Annotated in this window: 17 protein-coding genes; 14 read left to right on the forward strand and 3 right to left on the reverse strand. The window is 60.4% G+C overall.

Annotated elements, in window-relative coordinates; genetic code table 11:
• The first annotated feature begins 152 nt into the window (after positions 1-152).
• The 3 genes from AB4Z35_RS24925 (at position 153) to AB4Z35_RS24935 (ending at position 1,375) form a co-directional block, all read left to right on the forward strand.
• Positions 153-851, forward strand: a complete 699-nt coding sequence (locus AB4Z35_RS24925) for an AzlC family ABC transporter permease (protein ID WP_033052535.1) — start codon at positions 153-155, stop codon at positions 849-851.
• Positions 851-1,162, forward strand: a complete 312-nt coding sequence (locus AB4Z35_RS24930; protein WP_015095729.1) for an AzlD domain-containing protein — start codon at positions 851-853, stop codon at positions 1,160-1,162. The genes AB4Z35_RS24925 and AB4Z35_RS24930 overlap by 1 nt, the downstream gene beginning before the upstream one ends.
• A gap of 66 nt (positions 1,163-1,228) precedes the next feature.
• Complete coding sequence (locus AB4Z35_RS24935) at positions 1,229-1,375, forward strand: hypothetical protein (protein ID WP_442099977.1); 147 nt, start codon at positions 1,229-1,231, stop codon at positions 1,373-1,375.
• Positions 1,376-1,483: 108 nt separating this feature from the next.
• Here AB4Z35_RS24935 and AB4Z35_RS24940 read toward each other — a convergent pair whose 3' ends face one another.
• Positions 1,484-1,942 (reverse strand): REP-associated tyrosine transposase, encoded by a 459-nt coding sequence (locus AB4Z35_RS24940; RefSeq protein ID WP_442100019.1) that lies wholly within the window; start codon positions 1,940-1,942, stop codon positions 1,484-1,486.
• Positions 1,943-2,239: 297 nt separating this feature from the next.
• Positions 2,240-2,920, reverse strand: a complete 681-nt coding sequence (locus AB4Z35_RS24945; RefSeq protein ID WP_442099978.1) for an SOS response-associated peptidase family protein — start codon at positions 2,918-2,920, stop codon at positions 2,240-2,242.
• Positions 2,921-3,117: 197 nt separating this feature from the next.
• Between AB4Z35_RS24945 and AB4Z35_RS24950 the strand changes: the two genes are divergently transcribed.
• Together AB4Z35_RS24950 and AB4Z35_RS24955 are read left to right on the forward strand one after the other, a co-directional pair.
• Entirely contained in the window at positions 3,118-4,017 is a 900-nt protein-coding gene (locus AB4Z35_RS24950) for a polysaccharide deacetylase family protein (protein WP_442099979.1), read from the forward strand.
• A gap of 125 nt (positions 4,018-4,142) precedes the next feature.
• Positions 4,143-4,382 carry a DUF1652 domain-containing protein gene (locus AB4Z35_RS24955; protein WP_442100020.1) on the forward strand — a complete coding sequence of 80 codons (240 nt, stop codon included), beginning with the start codon at positions 4,143-4,145 and terminating at the stop codon, positions 4,380-4,382.
• A 25-nt stretch (positions 4,383-4,407) separates the two neighbouring features.
• Here the strand turns inward: AB4Z35_RS24955 and AB4Z35_RS24960 are convergent, their stop codons facing one another.
• Positions 4,408-5,295 (reverse strand): LysR family transcriptional regulator, encoded by an 888-nt coding sequence (locus AB4Z35_RS24960; protein WP_442099981.1) that lies wholly within the window; start codon positions 5,293-5,295, stop codon positions 4,408-4,410.
• A 124-nt stretch (positions 5,296-5,419) separates the two neighbouring features.
• On the opposite strand from AB4Z35_RS24960, the gene AB4Z35_RS24965 reads away from it, so the two are divergent.
• The 9 genes from AB4Z35_RS24965 (at position 5,420) to AB4Z35_RS25005 (ending at position 13,683) form a co-directional block, all read left to right on the forward strand.
• On the forward strand, positions 5,420-6,559 hold the full coding sequence (locus AB4Z35_RS24965; protein ID WP_442099982.1) for a muconate cycloisomerase family protein: 1,140 nt from the start codon (positions 5,420-5,422) through the stop codon (positions 6,557-6,559).
• A 10-nt stretch (positions 6,560-6,569) separates the two neighbouring features.
• The gene (gene catC, locus AB4Z35_RS24970) at positions 6,570-6,860 is read left to right on the forward strand and encodes a muconolactone Delta-isomerase (RefSeq protein ID WP_442099983.1); all 291 of its coding nucleotides are present in this window, start codon (positions 6,570-6,572) and stop codon (positions 6,858-6,860) included.
• A 55-nt stretch (positions 6,861-6,915) separates the two neighbouring features.
• Positions 6,916-7,845 (forward strand): catechol 1,2-dioxygenase, encoded by a 930-nt coding sequence (catA, locus tag AB4Z35_RS24975; protein ID WP_442099984.1) that lies wholly within the window; start codon positions 6,916-6,918, stop codon positions 7,843-7,845.
• Between the two features lie 53 nt (positions 7,846-7,898).
• Positions 7,899-8,858, forward strand: coding sequence for an AraC family transcriptional regulator (locus tag AB4Z35_RS24980; protein WP_442099985.1), 960 nt, complete (start codon positions 7,899-7,901; stop codon positions 8,856-8,858).
• Between the two features lie 258 nt (positions 8,859-9,116).
• Complete coding sequence (benA, locus tag AB4Z35_RS24985) at positions 9,117-10,481, forward strand: benzoate 1,2-dioxygenase large subunit (RefSeq protein WP_442099986.1); 1,365 nt, start codon at positions 9,117-9,119, stop codon at positions 10,479-10,481.
• Positions 10,478-10,966 carry a benzoate 1,2-dioxygenase small subunit gene (benB, locus tag AB4Z35_RS24990; protein WP_442099988.1) on the forward strand — a complete coding sequence of 163 codons (489 nt, stop codon included), beginning with the start codon at positions 10,478-10,480 and terminating at the stop codon, positions 10,964-10,966. The genes benA and benB overlap by 4 nt, the downstream gene beginning before the upstream one ends.
• 10 nt (positions 10,967-10,976) lie before the next feature.
• The gene (benC, locus tag AB4Z35_RS24995; RefSeq protein ID WP_008000509.1) at positions 10,977-11,990 is read left to right on the forward strand and encodes a benzoate 1,2-dioxygenase electron transfer component BenC; all 1,014 of its coding nucleotides are present in this window, start codon (positions 10,977-10,979) and stop codon (positions 11,988-11,990) included.
• A 178-nt stretch (positions 11,991-12,168) separates the two neighbouring features.
• Positions 12,169-12,942, forward strand: a complete 774-nt coding sequence (locus AB4Z35_RS25000; protein WP_442099989.1) for a 1,6-dihydroxycyclohexa-2,4-diene-1-carboxylate dehydrogenase — start codon at positions 12,169-12,171, stop codon at positions 12,940-12,942.
• A 42-nt stretch (positions 12,943-12,984) separates the two neighbouring features.
• A complete protein-coding gene (locus AB4Z35_RS25005) occupies positions 12,985-13,683 on the forward strand; it encodes an alpha/beta hydrolase (protein WP_442099990.1) in 699 nt (232 codons plus the stop codon).
• The last annotated feature ends 57 nt before the right edge of the window (positions 13,684-13,740 follow it).

Below are 13,740 nucleotides of genomic sequence, written 5' to 3' on the forward strand. Positions count from 1 at the left end.
AGGAAAATGCAGCGCCATCATGTTGCTACCACATTGGCGAATCAAGCTGGCAGCCGATGAATGGCACCCGTCATATCAGTGAGCAAGATTGTTCAAGCCTTTGGCCGCCACAGCTGGCAAAGTCTGGGGTCTTTCCCTGTCTGCAGAACGTTATGTCCAACTCAACCATGCCGCGCAGTGCCTTTCTGCGCGGCGCCGTGGCGATCATGCCGCTGTCCCTGGCCACCGCGCCCTGGGGCTTGCTGGCCGGCTCCATGGCCATCGAAGCCAACCTTACGCCCCTGCAAGGCCAGGGCCTGTCGGGCATTGTGTTTGCCGGTGCCGCGCAATTGGTGGCGATCGGCATGCTCAAGGGCGGTGCCGGGATTTTTTCGATCCTGCTCACCACGTTGCTGCTGACCTCCCAGCATTTGCTTTACGGGATGAGCCTGCGTTCGGTGATTTCGCCATTGCCGGGGCGCTGGCGTGCGGGCTTGGGTTTTTTACTCACCGACGAGCTGTTCGCCCTGACCAGCCAGCACGACAAACAGCAGTTCAACCGCTGGTACGCCCTGGGCGTGGGCCTGACGTTCTACATCGCCTGGAACCTGTTCACCCTGGCGGGCATTGTGCTCGGCAGCAGCATTCCCGGTCTTGAGCACCTGGGCCTGGATTTCTCCATCGCGGCCACCTTCATTGCCCTGATCACGCCAGTGGTACGCAACGTACCGACCGTGGTTTGCGTGGCGGTGTCGCTGTTCTGCTCGGTGCTGTTCAGTTACTGGCAATGGGGCTCGGCGCTGGTGCTGTCGGGGCTGGCGGGCATGACCGCCGGGTTTGTCTGCAATAAATTCTACGGTGGACGCACATGATGGTCTGGGCAGTGATTGTCGGAATGGGCGTGTTGGTGTTCCTCAACCGCTATGTTTTTCTGGAACCGCGACTGCCGGTACGCCTGAGCAGCAATGCCCGGCAGTTCCTGGGGTTTGCCGTACCGGGCATGTTGACCGCCATCTGCGGGCCGATTGTGTTCATGCCGGAAAAACAGCTGAATCTGCACTGGGACAATCCCTATCTGATCAGCTCGCTGGTGGCGGTCGGGCTGGTGCTTTACACGCGCAATACGTTGCTCAGCATGCTGTTGAGCATGGGGTTCTTCTTTTTGTTGCGCTGGTGGCTTTGAGCGGGGCAGGGGGATCTGTTCTACGCTTAAAAGTGGTGACCGATCCCTTCAGGAAGAGAGGTGAACATGGCCAATGAACCCAAGCAACCGGACCCGGAAGAAGACGAGGACGAACCCACGGAAGAAGAGATTGAGAAGCAGAAACGTTCGGTACCGGACTGGAAACACCCTGACGACGGTAAGGAACTGTCAGAGCCTGACCGCAAGTTCTGATCAGCCAATACGACAAGGCCCCGCCTTCAAGCGTATGTAGTCTTCTGTAGCAGTTGCCGAAGGCGACGTTCGGCTGCGAAGCAGTCGCAGACCTGTCAACTCAGTACATCAGAGCCAACACGCATCCCACAGTGGATAATCATGGACTCGCTCAACCAGTCCCGCCCGAATTGGATTGGCAATCACATATCGAGCAAGATTTTTTACATCTTCCTTTCGGCGAACCGCTCGATCATGGTAACCCTTCTGCCACAAGCGCCCTTGCCGTTCCAGCGCTTGATTGACGGCCAGGCTACTGCGGGATTTGATTCGGCACATCAGCTCGGCCAATGTTTTATCCCGCAGTTGCACCAGGCAATGCATATGATCTGGCATCACGACCCAGGCCAGAAAATCAACCCAACCTTCCTCTTGCGTATGGCTCAACTCCTGGACAACCAGTCTACCCATTCGCCAATCGGTAAAAACCGACTGCCGTTGATGAGCCACCGTGGTTACCAGATAAATGCGTCCCGGCTCTGAAAAGCGACCAATGCGCAGATGACCGGCATTCGAACTGACAGGCATTCCATTGCCCCTTATCTGCTGAAAAGAGGCTTGGAATCTACCGCGTTGCAACCCGGTTTGGTTGACGCCTATCGCAACTGGATATGACTGCGCGCGACCGGCTTTTTGTAGCAGTTGGCGAAGCCTGCGTTCGGATGTAACGATCGTCATTCAGTCATCCGGATTGCCAGTCGGGTGCATTGCAACGCCGGTCTGCGACTGCTTCGCAGCCGAACGCCGCCTTCGGCAGCTGCTACAGGGCCCGTGCGCGACCGGCTTTTACGTCTTTCAGGCGGTGCTTTGTCGTTATTGACAGTTTCATGGAACTTTATTGATTAGCGCAGCACCCTGGTTCCTGACATTGCCAACGCCCTTGTCAACCTTGTACCACTCAAATACGTCACTGACCTCGCCCTGGGATAACGCCATTTCCTCGGCTCGTTCCTTGGGCGTGTCCGGGTCCAGCCATTCCCGCGCCAGCTTGGGCGAGAACACCACCGGTCGTCGGTCATGCACGTCAAGCAGTCCACCTGCGCTGTCGGCGGTGAGGATCACGAAGCCGTCGTGCTCCCGGTGAGGGGCTCCGCCGATGGGGTACTGGCCGATGACCGCGCAGAAAACCGGGGCGTGATCCCGTCGACGGATCAGCCAGGGTTGCTTCGTCGAGTCGCCGCTATCGACCCATTCGAACCAGTTATCAATCGGGCAGATTGCGCGATGGGGCCAGATTGTCCGGAAGTACGGGCCGTGGGCGACTTTCTCGACCCGGGCATTGATCGGCTCCGTGCGATCCGTCGCCCAGTGCGGACGCCAACCCCAACGCACCGCGTCGGCGTGCAGGCGCCCATTCTCCAGATGCAGCAGAGCGAGTTGCGTGGTGGGTGCGGCGTTGTAGTGTGCCAGGGGTTCGTTGCCAACGTGGTTGATCAGCGCGTCGGGGATGCTCAGCACCGCCACGAAGTCGTGAATCCCGCGGTATTGCGACAGTCGTCCGCACATGGCCTGACACTCTGGTTGAGCATTTTTTTCAGTTTAGTTGGTGGCAACGAAACGGGCTTGGCAAGCACTGGAACCAAACTCTGTGTACCTTATCCAACCTCGGCCCGCCGTTTCGATGCGGGCCGATGACGGATGAACGGGCGAAGGATTCTTGCCAGTTGAAGTATCGACCTTGATGGTCTGGCCCAAGGCAAAAGATGAAACAGTTGTTCAAATGTTTAATGGTGTGCGCCTTGGCAGTGGGTCTGCTGGGCTGTATCGCCGCACCGATTGAAATGACTCCTCAGACCGAGCAGCGTCTAAATACGCAACCACCGATCCGGTTTCTGCTGACCTTCGATGACGGTCCCAGTGCATCGAGCTGGTGGAATCCGACCGTCACGGTGCTTGAGAGCCTGGCGCAAAACCCGCTGCAACCGGGCATCAAAGCCGTGTTCTTCGTGCAAACCCGCGCTCCGCGGGCCGGTGGCAGCGAGCTGGGCCGGGACATCATGCGGCGCGAACATGCCGAAGGTCACATTCTGGGGTTTCACACCGCCACGCCCTGGCACACCAACCATCGCTCGCTGGAACCGCAAGAACTCGAGCAGTCCCTGACCGATGGCAGCGCCGACATTGCGGCGATCACCGGTGCCCCGCCAATCCTGCTGCGCCCGCCATTCTGGAACTACGACAAACGCACCTTCGCCGCTTATCAGCGGCATGGCCTGCACGTGCTGCTCACGGACTTGAGCGCCAATGACGGCAAGATCTGGGGCTTCAATGCTAGCCCCCGACGCCGGTCGCACATGCTGCGCTCGATGTCTGAGGTACGCGAACGCATTGCCCGCGGCGAATTGCCGGTGGTCGATGGAGTGATTCCGGTGGTGGTGACGTTCCACGATCTCAATCGCTACACCGCCCGACATACCCGTGAATACCTGCAGATTCTGCTCGACAGCGCCCGGGAGACCGGGGTGAAAACCGCCGACAAGCCGTTTTACGACGATCAGTCGGCGCTGCGGCGGGCGGCCATGGCGCGAACCGTGCGCGACGATTCGCAGCCGGTCGAGTTGCCGGGGTTCTGGAACTGGATCTGGGGCGGGAACACCCATTGAAAACGTGCAGAAATGAGAGATGGAAAACACTACCCTGAATGATTTCCGGTGCAGAATCGGCAAAGTGTATCTAACCTGAAACGGATCCAACCCGATCAACTGTCGCCGAGGCAACGGCCATGGCCATGGTGCCTGTTTCAGTTCTTTGCAACATCGTGGAGTCCGGTTTTGAACCGCTGTCGTGCGAATGCACGGAGAGTCTCGGAATGCTGCGTATCGAAGTCTGCGACCCCGTCACCGGGCGGGTTGAGCTGTTGATCAGCGGCGTCTCGACCGCCGAACTGACCAGCGTGCGCGCCATCTCTGATTTTGTCGGCAAGTTGCGTACCGGGATGAAGGCCGGGCGTCGGACGTTTTCGGGCTGATCACTGCTGGCAGGTCATCATTACCTTACGGCTCTGGCGGCAGCAGCTCATCAATCATCCGCAAACAATGGTTCAACCCCGGCGACACATCGCCAACCCGTCGGCTGAGTATGATCGGCGAGGTGGCGTTGTCTTCCAGCAGCGGGGTGAAGCCGATGTCGTCGCGGTGCAGCAATTGCACCGAGGCCGGTACCAGCGTGACTCCGATTCCTGCCCCCACCAGACCGATCGCCGTTTGCAGTTCGTTCGTCCATTGCGCGACGTGGATGCTCACGCCGTAGGATTCGAACAGGGCAATCACATGGTCGGCGTAACTCGGCCGTGGATTGCCGGGGTACAGCACAAAGGGTTCCTTCGCCAGTTCCCGCAAGCTGATGGGCCCGGCGAGCAACGGGTGGCCGGCGGGCAGGGCGGCGACCAGACGGTCTTCGGTCAGCACGGTCTGGACGATAGCGGGGTCGTCAATGCGGATGCGGCCGAAGCCGATGTCGATTCGTCCGGCCTTCAGCGCCTGCACCTGCTGCAAGGTGGTCAGTTCCGACAGCCCCAGCTCCAGCTCCAGCGGCTCGCCGCTGCGTAACCGCCGGATCAGTTCCGGCAGCACGCCATATAAGGTCGACGGCGCAAAACCGATACCCAGCCAGGTTTTCTCACCCAGCCCGATACGCCGGGTGTTGTCGCAGACCTTGTTCAGTTGTTCGAGCAGGGCGGTGGAGTGCTCATGGAAAAACCGCCCGGCGTCGGTCAGCTTCAGCGGTCGGCCGCGCTCCAGCAACATCACCCCCAGTTCATCCTCCAGTTGCTGGATCTGCCGGCTCAAGGGCGGTTGGGCGATGTGCAGCAACTCGGCCGCGCGGGTGAAATTGAGGGTTTGGGCCAATACCTGGAAGTAACGCAGGTGCCGCAGTTCCATGGAGCCTCCAGTCAATCAGTTGCATACCTTTAAGGTATCAAGTCAGACCAATTCTATATTGGCTTCAGGAAAAAAGCCGTACGAGAATCGATTCCAGAACTTCAAGAACCTGACGGGTATCGAAATGCTTGCAACAGCCATTGAGTCGATCGAGACGATCATCGTCGATCTGCCAACCATCCGCCCGCACAAGCTGGCGATGCATACCATGCAGAACCAGACCCTGGTGATCATTCGCGTGCGTTGCGCCGACGGCATCGAAGGCATCGGCGAGTCCACCACCATCGGTGGCCTGGCCTATGGCAATGAAAGCCCGGACAGCATCAAGACCAACATCGACACGCACTTCGCACCGCTGTTGACCGGCCAGGACAGCAGCAACGTCAACGCCGCCATGTTGCGCCTGGAACGCAGTATTCGTGGCAATACCTTCGCCAAATCCGGTATCGAAACCGCGCTGCTCGACGCCCAGGGCAAACGCCTGGGCCTGCCGGTCAGCGAATTGCTTGGCGGTCGTGTTCGCGATGCGCTGCCGGTGGCCTGGACCCTGGCCAGTGGCGACACCGAGAAGGACATCGCTGAAGCGGAAAAAATGCTCGACCTGCGTCGCCACCGCATCTTCAARCTGAAGATCGGCGCCGGTGAGGTCAACCGCGACCTGGCCCACGTGATTGCGATCAAGAAAGCCCTGGGTGACCGCGCCAGCGTGCGGGTCGACGTCAATCAGGCCTGGGACGAAGCGGTGGCACTGCGGGCTTGCCGGATTCTGGGAACCAACGGCATCGACCTGATCGAACAACCAATCTCGCGCAACAACCGCGCCGGCATGGCTCGCCTCAACGCCATGAGCCCGGCGCCGATCATGGCCGACGAATCCATCGAGTGCGTGGAAGATGCGTTCAACCTGGCCCGCGAAGGCGCGGCTTCGGTGTTCGCCCTGAAGATTGCCAAGAACGGCGGCCCACGCGCTGTATTGCGTACAGCCTGCATCGCCGAAGCGGCCGGTATCGCCCTGTACGGCGGCACCATGCTGGAAGGTGGCCTGGGCACCATGGCCTCGGCCCATGCCTTCGTCACCCTGAACAAGCTGGCGTGGGACACCGAACTGTTCGGCCCGCTGCTGCTGACCGAAGACATTCTCAGCGAACCGCTGGTGTATCGCGATTTTGAACTGCATGTGCCGAAAACGCCGGGTCTGGGCCTGAGCCTGGATGAAGAGCGCCTGGCGTTCTTCCGCCGCGACAAGACCATTCATCAAGCCTGAGGAGAGCATTATGCTGTTCCACGTAAAAATGACCGTGAACCTGCCGGTCGACATAAATCCGCAAGCGGCCGCCACACTCAAGGCTGACGAAAAAGCCCTGGCCCAGCGCCTGCAAGAGCAAGGCAAGTGGCGCCACCTGTGGCGCATCGCCGGGCACTACGCCAACTACAGCGTGTTCGATGTCGACAGCGTTCAGGAACTGCATGACCTGCTGATGCAATTGCCACTGTTTCCGTACATGGCCATCGAGATCGACGCGATGTGCCGGCATCCTTCTTCCATCCGTGACGATGACCGCTGAGCCCAGCCTGTTCAGCGCGCTACGCTAATAATTACAAGATGAGGAACCCAGCAAAATGAACGTCAAGATTTCCCACACTGCCGAAGTCCAGAAATTTCTCGAAGAAGCCAGCGGCCTGCTCAACGACGCCGGCAACCCACGGACCAAGGCACTGGTCTACCGCATCCTGCGTGATTCGGTGAACATCATCGAAGACTTGGCCGTGACCCCGGAAGAGTTCTGGAAAGCCGTCAACTACCTCAACGTGCTGGGCGCGCGCCAGGAAGCCGGGTTGCTGGTGGCCGGTATTGGCCTGGAGCATTACCTCGACCTGCTGATGGACGCCGAAGACGAGCAGGCCGGCAAATCCGGCGGCACACCGCGCACCATCGAAGGCCCGCTGTACGTGGCCGGTGCGCCGTTGTCCGAGGGCGAGGCGCGCCTGGATGACGGCGTCGATCCGGGCGTGACCCTGTTCATGCAAGGCCGCGTGTTCAACACCGCCGGCGAACCCCTGGCCGGTGCCGTGGTGGATGTCTGGCACGCCAATACCGGTGGTACCTACTCGTATTTCGATACCACGCAGTCGGAGTTCAACCTGCGTCGCCGTATCGTTACCGACGCCGAAGGCCGCTATCGTTTCCGTAGCATCGTGCCGTCGGGTTATGGCTGCCCGCCGGATGGTCCGACCCAGCAACTGCTCGATCAACTGGGCCGTCATGGCCAGCGTCCGGCGCACGTGCACTTCTTCATTTCCGCGCCGGATCACCGCCACCTGACCACCCAGATCAACCTCGACGGCGATCAGTACCTGCACGACGATTTCGCCTACGCCACCCGCGACGAACTGATCGCCAAAATCACTTTCAGCGACGATCAGCAGCGTGCGGCGGCCCATGGTGTGAGTGGACGTTTTGCTGAAATCGACTTCGACTTCACCTTGCAGTCGTCTGCCCAGCCTGAGGAGCAACAGCGCCACGAGCGGGTCCGCGCACTGGAAGACTGATTGGCCTGATTCCCTGTAGGAGCGAGCCTGCTCGCGATGGACGTTAACGACCGATGATGCAAGCTCAACTGTTGAGTCAGCGCAGCAGAGTATTCGACCACGCCGACCCTTACGCGGTGTCGGGCTACGTCAATCAGCATGTCGGCAACCATTGCATCCTCATGCCCCGTGCGGGACGGCCGCTGGCCAGTCTCGACCACCGCAAATTCGCCAGCCTCGACCTGTGCCGCATCAGCTACGGCGCCAGCGTGCGAGTGACGTCGGGCGCACTGGAGAACATCTATCACCTGCAAGTGTTGCTGCGCGGCAATTGCCTGTGGCGCGGGCATGGCCAGGAACATTACTTCGCCCCCGGCGAGCTGCTGTTGATCAATCCCGATGATCCGGTGGACCTGACGTACTCCAACGATTGCGAAAAATTCATCCTGAAGATTCCCACCCGGTTGTTCGAGTCCGTTTGCGATGAGCAGCGCTGGCAGTATCCGGGACAGGGCGTGCGGTTCCTGGAGAACCGCTATCAACTGGGCGAGCTGGAAGGTTTCGTCAACCTGCTGGCGATGATTTGCCAGGAGGCCGAGGCCAGCGAGCAGATCCCCAGGGTGCAGGAGCATTACGCGCAGATCATCGCCAGCAAGATGCTGAGCCTGATGAAAACCAACGTCTGCCGCCTCGAACCGGGCTCGCAGACGGCCACGTTCGAAGCGATTGCCGATTACATCGCCAATAACCTCAAGCAGGACATCGACAGCGAAGAGCTGGCGCGCCAGGCCCACATGAGCCTGCGCTCGCTGTATGGCCTGTTCGAGCGCAATGCCGGCCTTACACCGAAAAACTACCTGCGCCAGAAACGCCTGGAACGCATCAACGCCTGCTTGAGCGACCCGACCTGCAACGTGCGCAACGTCACGGAAGTGGCGATGGACTACGGCTTCCTGCACCTTGGCCGGTTCTCCGACAGCTACCGCAGGCAGTTCGGCGAGTTGCCGTCGGACACCCTCAAACGCCGGCATTGACCGTAGCAGCTGCCGAGCCTGCGAGGCTGCGTTCGGCGGCGTAGCCGTCGTAAATGGGCTCACGCTGTAATTCAGACAGTCCGCGTTTTTGCGGTTGGCGAGCGCTTCGCACTCGAACGCAGCCTCGCAGGCTCGGCAGCTGCTACAGACAATTCACCCTGCACAAAACGGATAAAGGTCTGCACCCCGCGGATATTCCAGTCTGCCCCCCCGTCCTAGCATGGCCCTGCCTGAACAATAACAATGGAGGCGGCGGCCATGACCCTGCGACCCGAATATTTGCATTCCCTGCTTGAAGACGATCCCGAGCAAGGCCTCTATCGCTGCAAACGCGAGATGTTCACCGACCCGCGGTTGTTCGATCTGGAGATGGAACACATCTTCGAAGGCAACTGGCTGTACCTGGCCCACGAAAGCCAGATCCCCAACATCAACGATTTCTACACCACCACCATGGGGCGCCAGTCGATCTTCATCGCGCGCAACAAGGACGGTGTGCTCAACGCCTTCATCAATGCCTGCAGCCACCGTGGCGCGACCCTGTGCCGGCACAAGTCCGGCAACAAGAGCTCCTACACCTGCCCGTTCCACGGCTGGACCTTCAACAACTCCGGCAAGCTGCTCAAGGTCAAGGATCCGGCCAACGCCGGTTATCCTGCGAGCTTCAACTGCGAAGGCTCCCACGACCTGACCCGCGTGGCGCGTTTCGAGTCTTATCGCGGCTTCCTGTTCGGCAGCCTGAAAGCCGATGTGCTGCCGCTGGTCGAGCACCTTGGCGAGTCGGCGAAGATCATCGACATGATCGTCGACCAGTCCGCCGATGGCCTGGAAGTGCTGCGCGGTTCGTCGAGCTACATCTACGAAGGCAACTGGAAACTCACCGCCGAAAACGGCGCCGATGGCTACCACGTCAGCTCCGTGCACTGGAACTATGCCGCCACCCAGAACCAGCGCAAGCAACGCGAGGCCGGCGACAGCAACCCGACCATGAGCGCCGGCAGCTGGGCCAAGCAGGGCGGTGGTTTCTATTCCTTCGACAAGGGCCACATGCTGCTCTGGACCCGTTGGGCCAACCCCGAGGACCGTCCGCTGTACGAGCGTCGCGATGAGCTGGTGCAGGATTTCGGCAAGGCCCGCGCCGACTGGATGATCGAGAATTCACGCAACCTGTGCCTGTACCCCAACGTGTACCTGATGGACCAGTTCAGCTCGCAGATCCGCATTGCCCGGCCGATCTCGGTCAACCGCACGGAAATCACCATTTACTGCATCGCCCCCAAAGGCGAAAGCGACCACGCGCGTTCCAGCCGGATTCGTCAGTACGAGGATTTCTTCAACGTCAGCGGCATGGCCACGCCGGACGATCTGGAAGAGTTCCGCTCCTGCCAGACCAGTTACCAGGGCAGCGTCACCACCTGGAACGACATGTCCCGCGGTGCCGAGCACTGGATCGAAGGCGCAGACGAAGCCGCCAAAGAGATCGACCTGCACCCGCTGCTCAGCGGCGTACGCACCGAAGACGAAGGCCTGTTCGTGCTGCAACACAAGTACTGGCAGCAGACCATGCTCAAGGCCCTTGCCGCCGAGCAGTCGAAACTGATCGCCGTGGAGGACGTGCAATGACCATATCCTTTGACACCGTGCGCGATTTTCTCTACCGCGAAGCGCGCTACCTCGACGACCGCCAGTGGGACGAATGGCTGGAGCTGTACGCACCGGATGCGACGTTCTGGATGCCATCGTGGGACGACAACGACGAGTTGACCGAAGACCCACAACGGGAAATCTCGTTGATCTGGTACGGCAACCGCACCGGCCTGGAAGACCGCGTCTTCCGCATCAAGACCGAGCGCTCCAGCGCCAGCGTGCCGGACACCCGTACCTCCCACAACATCAGCAACATCGAGCTGCTCGAACAGGCCGACGGTTTGTGCAAGGTGCGTTTCAACTGGCACACCCTGAGCTTTCGCTACAAGACCGTCGRCAGCTATTTCGGCAGCAGTTTCTACACCCTCGACGTGCGCGGTGAAAACCCGCTGATCCTGGCCAAGAAAGTGATCCTGAAGAACGACTATGTTCGTCAGGTCATCGATGTTTACCACCTGTGAGGCGGCCGTCATGACCCATTCCATTGCATTCAATTTCGAAGACGGCGTCACCCGGTTCATCGACGCCAATGCCGGCGAAACCGTGGCCGATGCCGCGTACCGCCAGGGCATCAATATTCCGCTGGACTGCCGCGACGGCGCCTGCGGCACTTGCAAGTGTTTTGCCGAAGCCGGCACTTATGATCTGGGCGAGGAGTACATCGAAGACGCCCTCAGCCCAGAAGAGGCCGAGCAGGGTTTTGTCCTGACCTGCCAGATGCGCGCCCGCAGCGACTGCGTGGTGCGGGTGCCGACGTCCTCGGAAGTCTGCCGTACCCGCCAGGCCAGTTACGACGCGACCATCAGCGCCGTGCGCCAACTGTCCGACAGCACCATAGCGCTGTCGATCAAGGGCGAAGCCCTGAGCAAACTGGCGTTCCTGCCGGGGCAATACGTAAACCTGGGGATTCCCGGCAGTGAGCAGACTCGTGCCTACTCGTTCAGCTCGTTGCAGCGTGACGGCGAGGTCAGTTTCCTGATCCGCAACGTGCCGGGCGGCTTGATGAGCAGTTTCCTGACCGGCATGGCCAAGGCCGGCGACAGCATGAGCCTGGCGGGGCCGTTGGGCAGTTTCTACCTGCGCGACATCCGTCGGCCGCTGTTGCTGCTGGCCGGTGGCACCGGGCTGGCGCCGTTCACCGCGATGCTGGAGAAGATCGCCGAGCAGGGCAGTGATCATCCGCTGCATTTGATCTACGGCGTGACCCACGATTTCGACCTGGTGGAAATCGACCGCCTCGAAGCCTTCGCCGCGCGCATCCCCAACTTCACCTTCAGCGCTTGCGTCGCCAGCCCCGAGAGCCAACATCCGCTCAAGGGCTACGTGACCCAGCACATCGAGCCAAAGCATTTGAACGATGGCGACGTCGACGTCTACCTGTGCGGCCCGCCGCCGATGGTCGAGGCGGTCAGCCAGTTCATTCGCGAGCAAGGCATCGCGCCTGCGAACTTCTACTTTGAGAAATTCGCCGCCAGCGCGGCTTGAGTTCTGCACAAATTCCCTGATTGGCAAAGATCCAATGTAGGAGCGAGCCTGCTCGCGATGAGGCCGGAACATTCAGCATTGATGTCGCCTGTGAGGCCGCTATCGCGAGCAGGCTCGCTCCCACAGGACCGCGTTTGGCCTGCACTTTCTTGATTGGCCGGAATTATTTGAGGTGTCCATGAACCGATTTCACGAAAAAGTCGCACTGATCACCGGCGCCGCCCAAGGCATCGGGCAGCGGGTAGCCGAGCGCATGGCCGCAGAAGGGGCGAAGCTGATCCTGGTGGACCGTTCCGACCTGGTGTTCGAAGTGCAGCAACAGCTCGCATCGACCACTCAGGTGTTGGCCCTGACCGCCGACCTCGAGCAATACGAGGAGTGCAGTCGAGTGATGCAAACCGCTGTCGAGCGATTCGGTCGCCTCGATGTGCTGGTCAATAACGTCGGCGGCACGATCTGGGCCAAGCCGTTCGAGCACTATGAAGCGGCGCAGATCGAGGCCGAGGTTCGCCGTTCGCTGTTCCCGACCTTGTGGTGTTGCCATGCCGCGCTGCCGTTCATGCTGGAACAGGGCAGCGGGGCGATCGTCAACGTCTCCTCCATTGCCACCCGCAGCCTCAACCGCGTGCCCTACGGTGCGGCAAAGGGTGGGGTGAATGCCTTGACCGCTTGTCTGGCGTTCGAAACCGCCGGTCGTGGCGTACGGGTCAATGCCACCGCTCCTGGCGGTACCGAAGCACCGCCGCGACGCATACCCCGCAACGGTGCCGAGCAGAGTGAGCAGGAAAAACTCTGGTATCAGCAGATCGTCGACCAGACCCTCGACAGCAGTTTGATGAAACGCTACGGCACCCTGGATGAGCAGGCGGCGGCTATTCTGTTTCTGGCCAGCGACGAAGCGTCCTATATCACCGGCATGGTCATGCCCGTGGGCGGCGGCGATCAAGGCTGACGCGAGCGACAGACAACCCCATCGGCAAACGGAGACATGGTGATGAGTGACAAACCCACGATCGTGCTGGTCCATGGTTTCTGGGGCGGCGCTGCCCATTGGAACAAGGTCATCGTCAAATTGCTCAGCCGGGGTGACACGCACATTCGTGCCGTCGAGTTGCCGCTGACTTCGCTGGCTGATGATGCCGAGCGCACGCGCAAGATGGTCGCCCAGGTGCCCGGTCCTGTGCTGTTGGTGGGGCATTCCTATGGCGGCGCGGTGATCACTGAAGCGGGTGATATGCCGAATGTAGTCGGGCTGGTGTACATCGCCGCGTTCGCGCCGGACGCCGGTGAAAGTCCCGGCGGCATCACGCAACGTCATCTGCCTGCGGCAGCGGCTAACCTGACGCCAGATAGCGACGGTTACCTATGGGTCAAGCCTGAGCTCTATCACGAAAGCTTCTGCCAGGATCTGCCGGCGACCGAAGGGTTGGTCATGGGCCTCACCCAGAAAGCGCCGCTGGCGAGTACCTTCGGTGACACCATTGGCACGGTGGCCTGGAAGAAAAAGCCATCGTGGTATCAGATTTCGACCGCAGACCGGATGATCGCGCCACAGAACCAGCAATGGATGGCCGAGCGGCTCAACGCCCGGGAGATTCTGACCTTGAACGCCAGCCATGCGTCATTGGCGTCGATGCCCGCCGAAGTGGCGGCATTCATCGACAGGGCAGCGACGGCGCTGGCCAAGGGCTAGGGTCCAGGTGCAACCCGAATCGGGAATTTCCATGGCGATGTCTGGTCGGTATTTTGG

This window comes from Pseudomonas sp. KB_15 (assembly GCF_052114525.1).
In the GTDB taxonomy this organism is placed as follows: Bacteria; Pseudomonadota; Gammaproteobacteria; order Pseudomonadales; family Pseudomonadaceae; genus Aquipseudomonas.

What these genes read in the sequence shown, in the direction of transcription:
- AB4Z35_RS25000 (WP_442099989.1), top strand. Translation starts at nt 12,169, where the DNA reads ATGAACCGATTTCACGAAAAAGTCGCACTGATCACCGGCGCCGCCCAA.
- AB4Z35_RS24960 (WP_442099981.1), bottom strand. Translation starts at nt 5,295, where the DNA reads ATGGAACTGCGGCACCTGCGTTACTTCCAGGTATTGGCCCAAACCCTC.
- benA (WP_442099986.1), top strand. Translation starts at nt 9,117, where the DNA reads ATGACCCTGCGACCCGAATATTTGCATTCCCTGCTTGAAGACGATCCC.
- catC (WP_442099983.1), top strand. Translation starts at nt 6,570, where the DNA reads ATGCTGTTCCACGTAAAAATGACCGTGAACCTGCCGGTCGACATAAAT.
- AB4Z35_RS24950 (WP_442099979.1), top strand. Translation starts at nt 3,118, where the DNA reads ATGAAACAGTTGTTCAAATGTTTAATGGTGTGCGCCTTGGCAGTGGGT.
- AB4Z35_RS24940 (WP_442100019.1), bottom strand. Translation starts at nt 1,942, where the DNA reads ATGCCTGTCAGTTCGAATGCCGGTCATCTGCGCATTGGTCGCTTTTCA.
- AB4Z35_RS24935 (WP_442099977.1), top strand. Translation starts at nt 1,229, where the DNA reads ATGGCCAATGAACCCAAGCAACCGGACCCGGAAGAAGACGAGGACGAA.
- AB4Z35_RS24955 (WP_442100020.1), top strand. Translation starts at nt 4,143, where the DNA reads ATGGTGCCTGTTTCAGTTCTTTGCAACATCGTGGAGTCCGGTTTTGAA.
- benC (WP_008000509.1), top strand. Translation starts at nt 10,977, where the DNA reads ATGACCCATTCCATTGCATTCAATTTCGAAGACGGCGTCACCCGGTTC.
- AB4Z35_RS24930 (WP_015095729.1), top strand. Translation starts at nt 851, where the DNA reads ATGGTCTGGGCAGTGATTGTCGGAATGGGCGTGTTGGTGTTCCTCAAC.
- AB4Z35_RS24980 (WP_442099985.1), top strand. Translation starts at nt 7,899, where the DNA reads ATGATGCAAGCTCAACTGTTGAGTCAGCGCAGCAGAGTATTCGACCAC.
- AB4Z35_RS24945 (WP_442099978.1), bottom strand. Translation starts at nt 2,920, where the DNA reads ATGTGCGGACGACTGTCGCAATACCGCGGGATTCACGACTTCGTGGCG.
- AB4Z35_RS25005 (WP_442099990.1), top strand. Translation starts at nt 12,985, where the DNA reads ATGAGTGACAAACCCACGATCGTGCTGGTCCATGGTTTCTGGGGCGGC.
- AB4Z35_RS24925 (WP_033052535.1), top strand. Translation starts at nt 153, where the DNA reads ATGTCCAACTCAACCATGCCGCGCAGTGCCTTTCTGCGCGGCGCCGTG.
- catA (WP_442099984.1), top strand. Translation starts at nt 6,916, where the DNA reads ATGAACGTCAAGATTTCCCACACTGCCGAAGTCCAGAAATTTCTCGAA.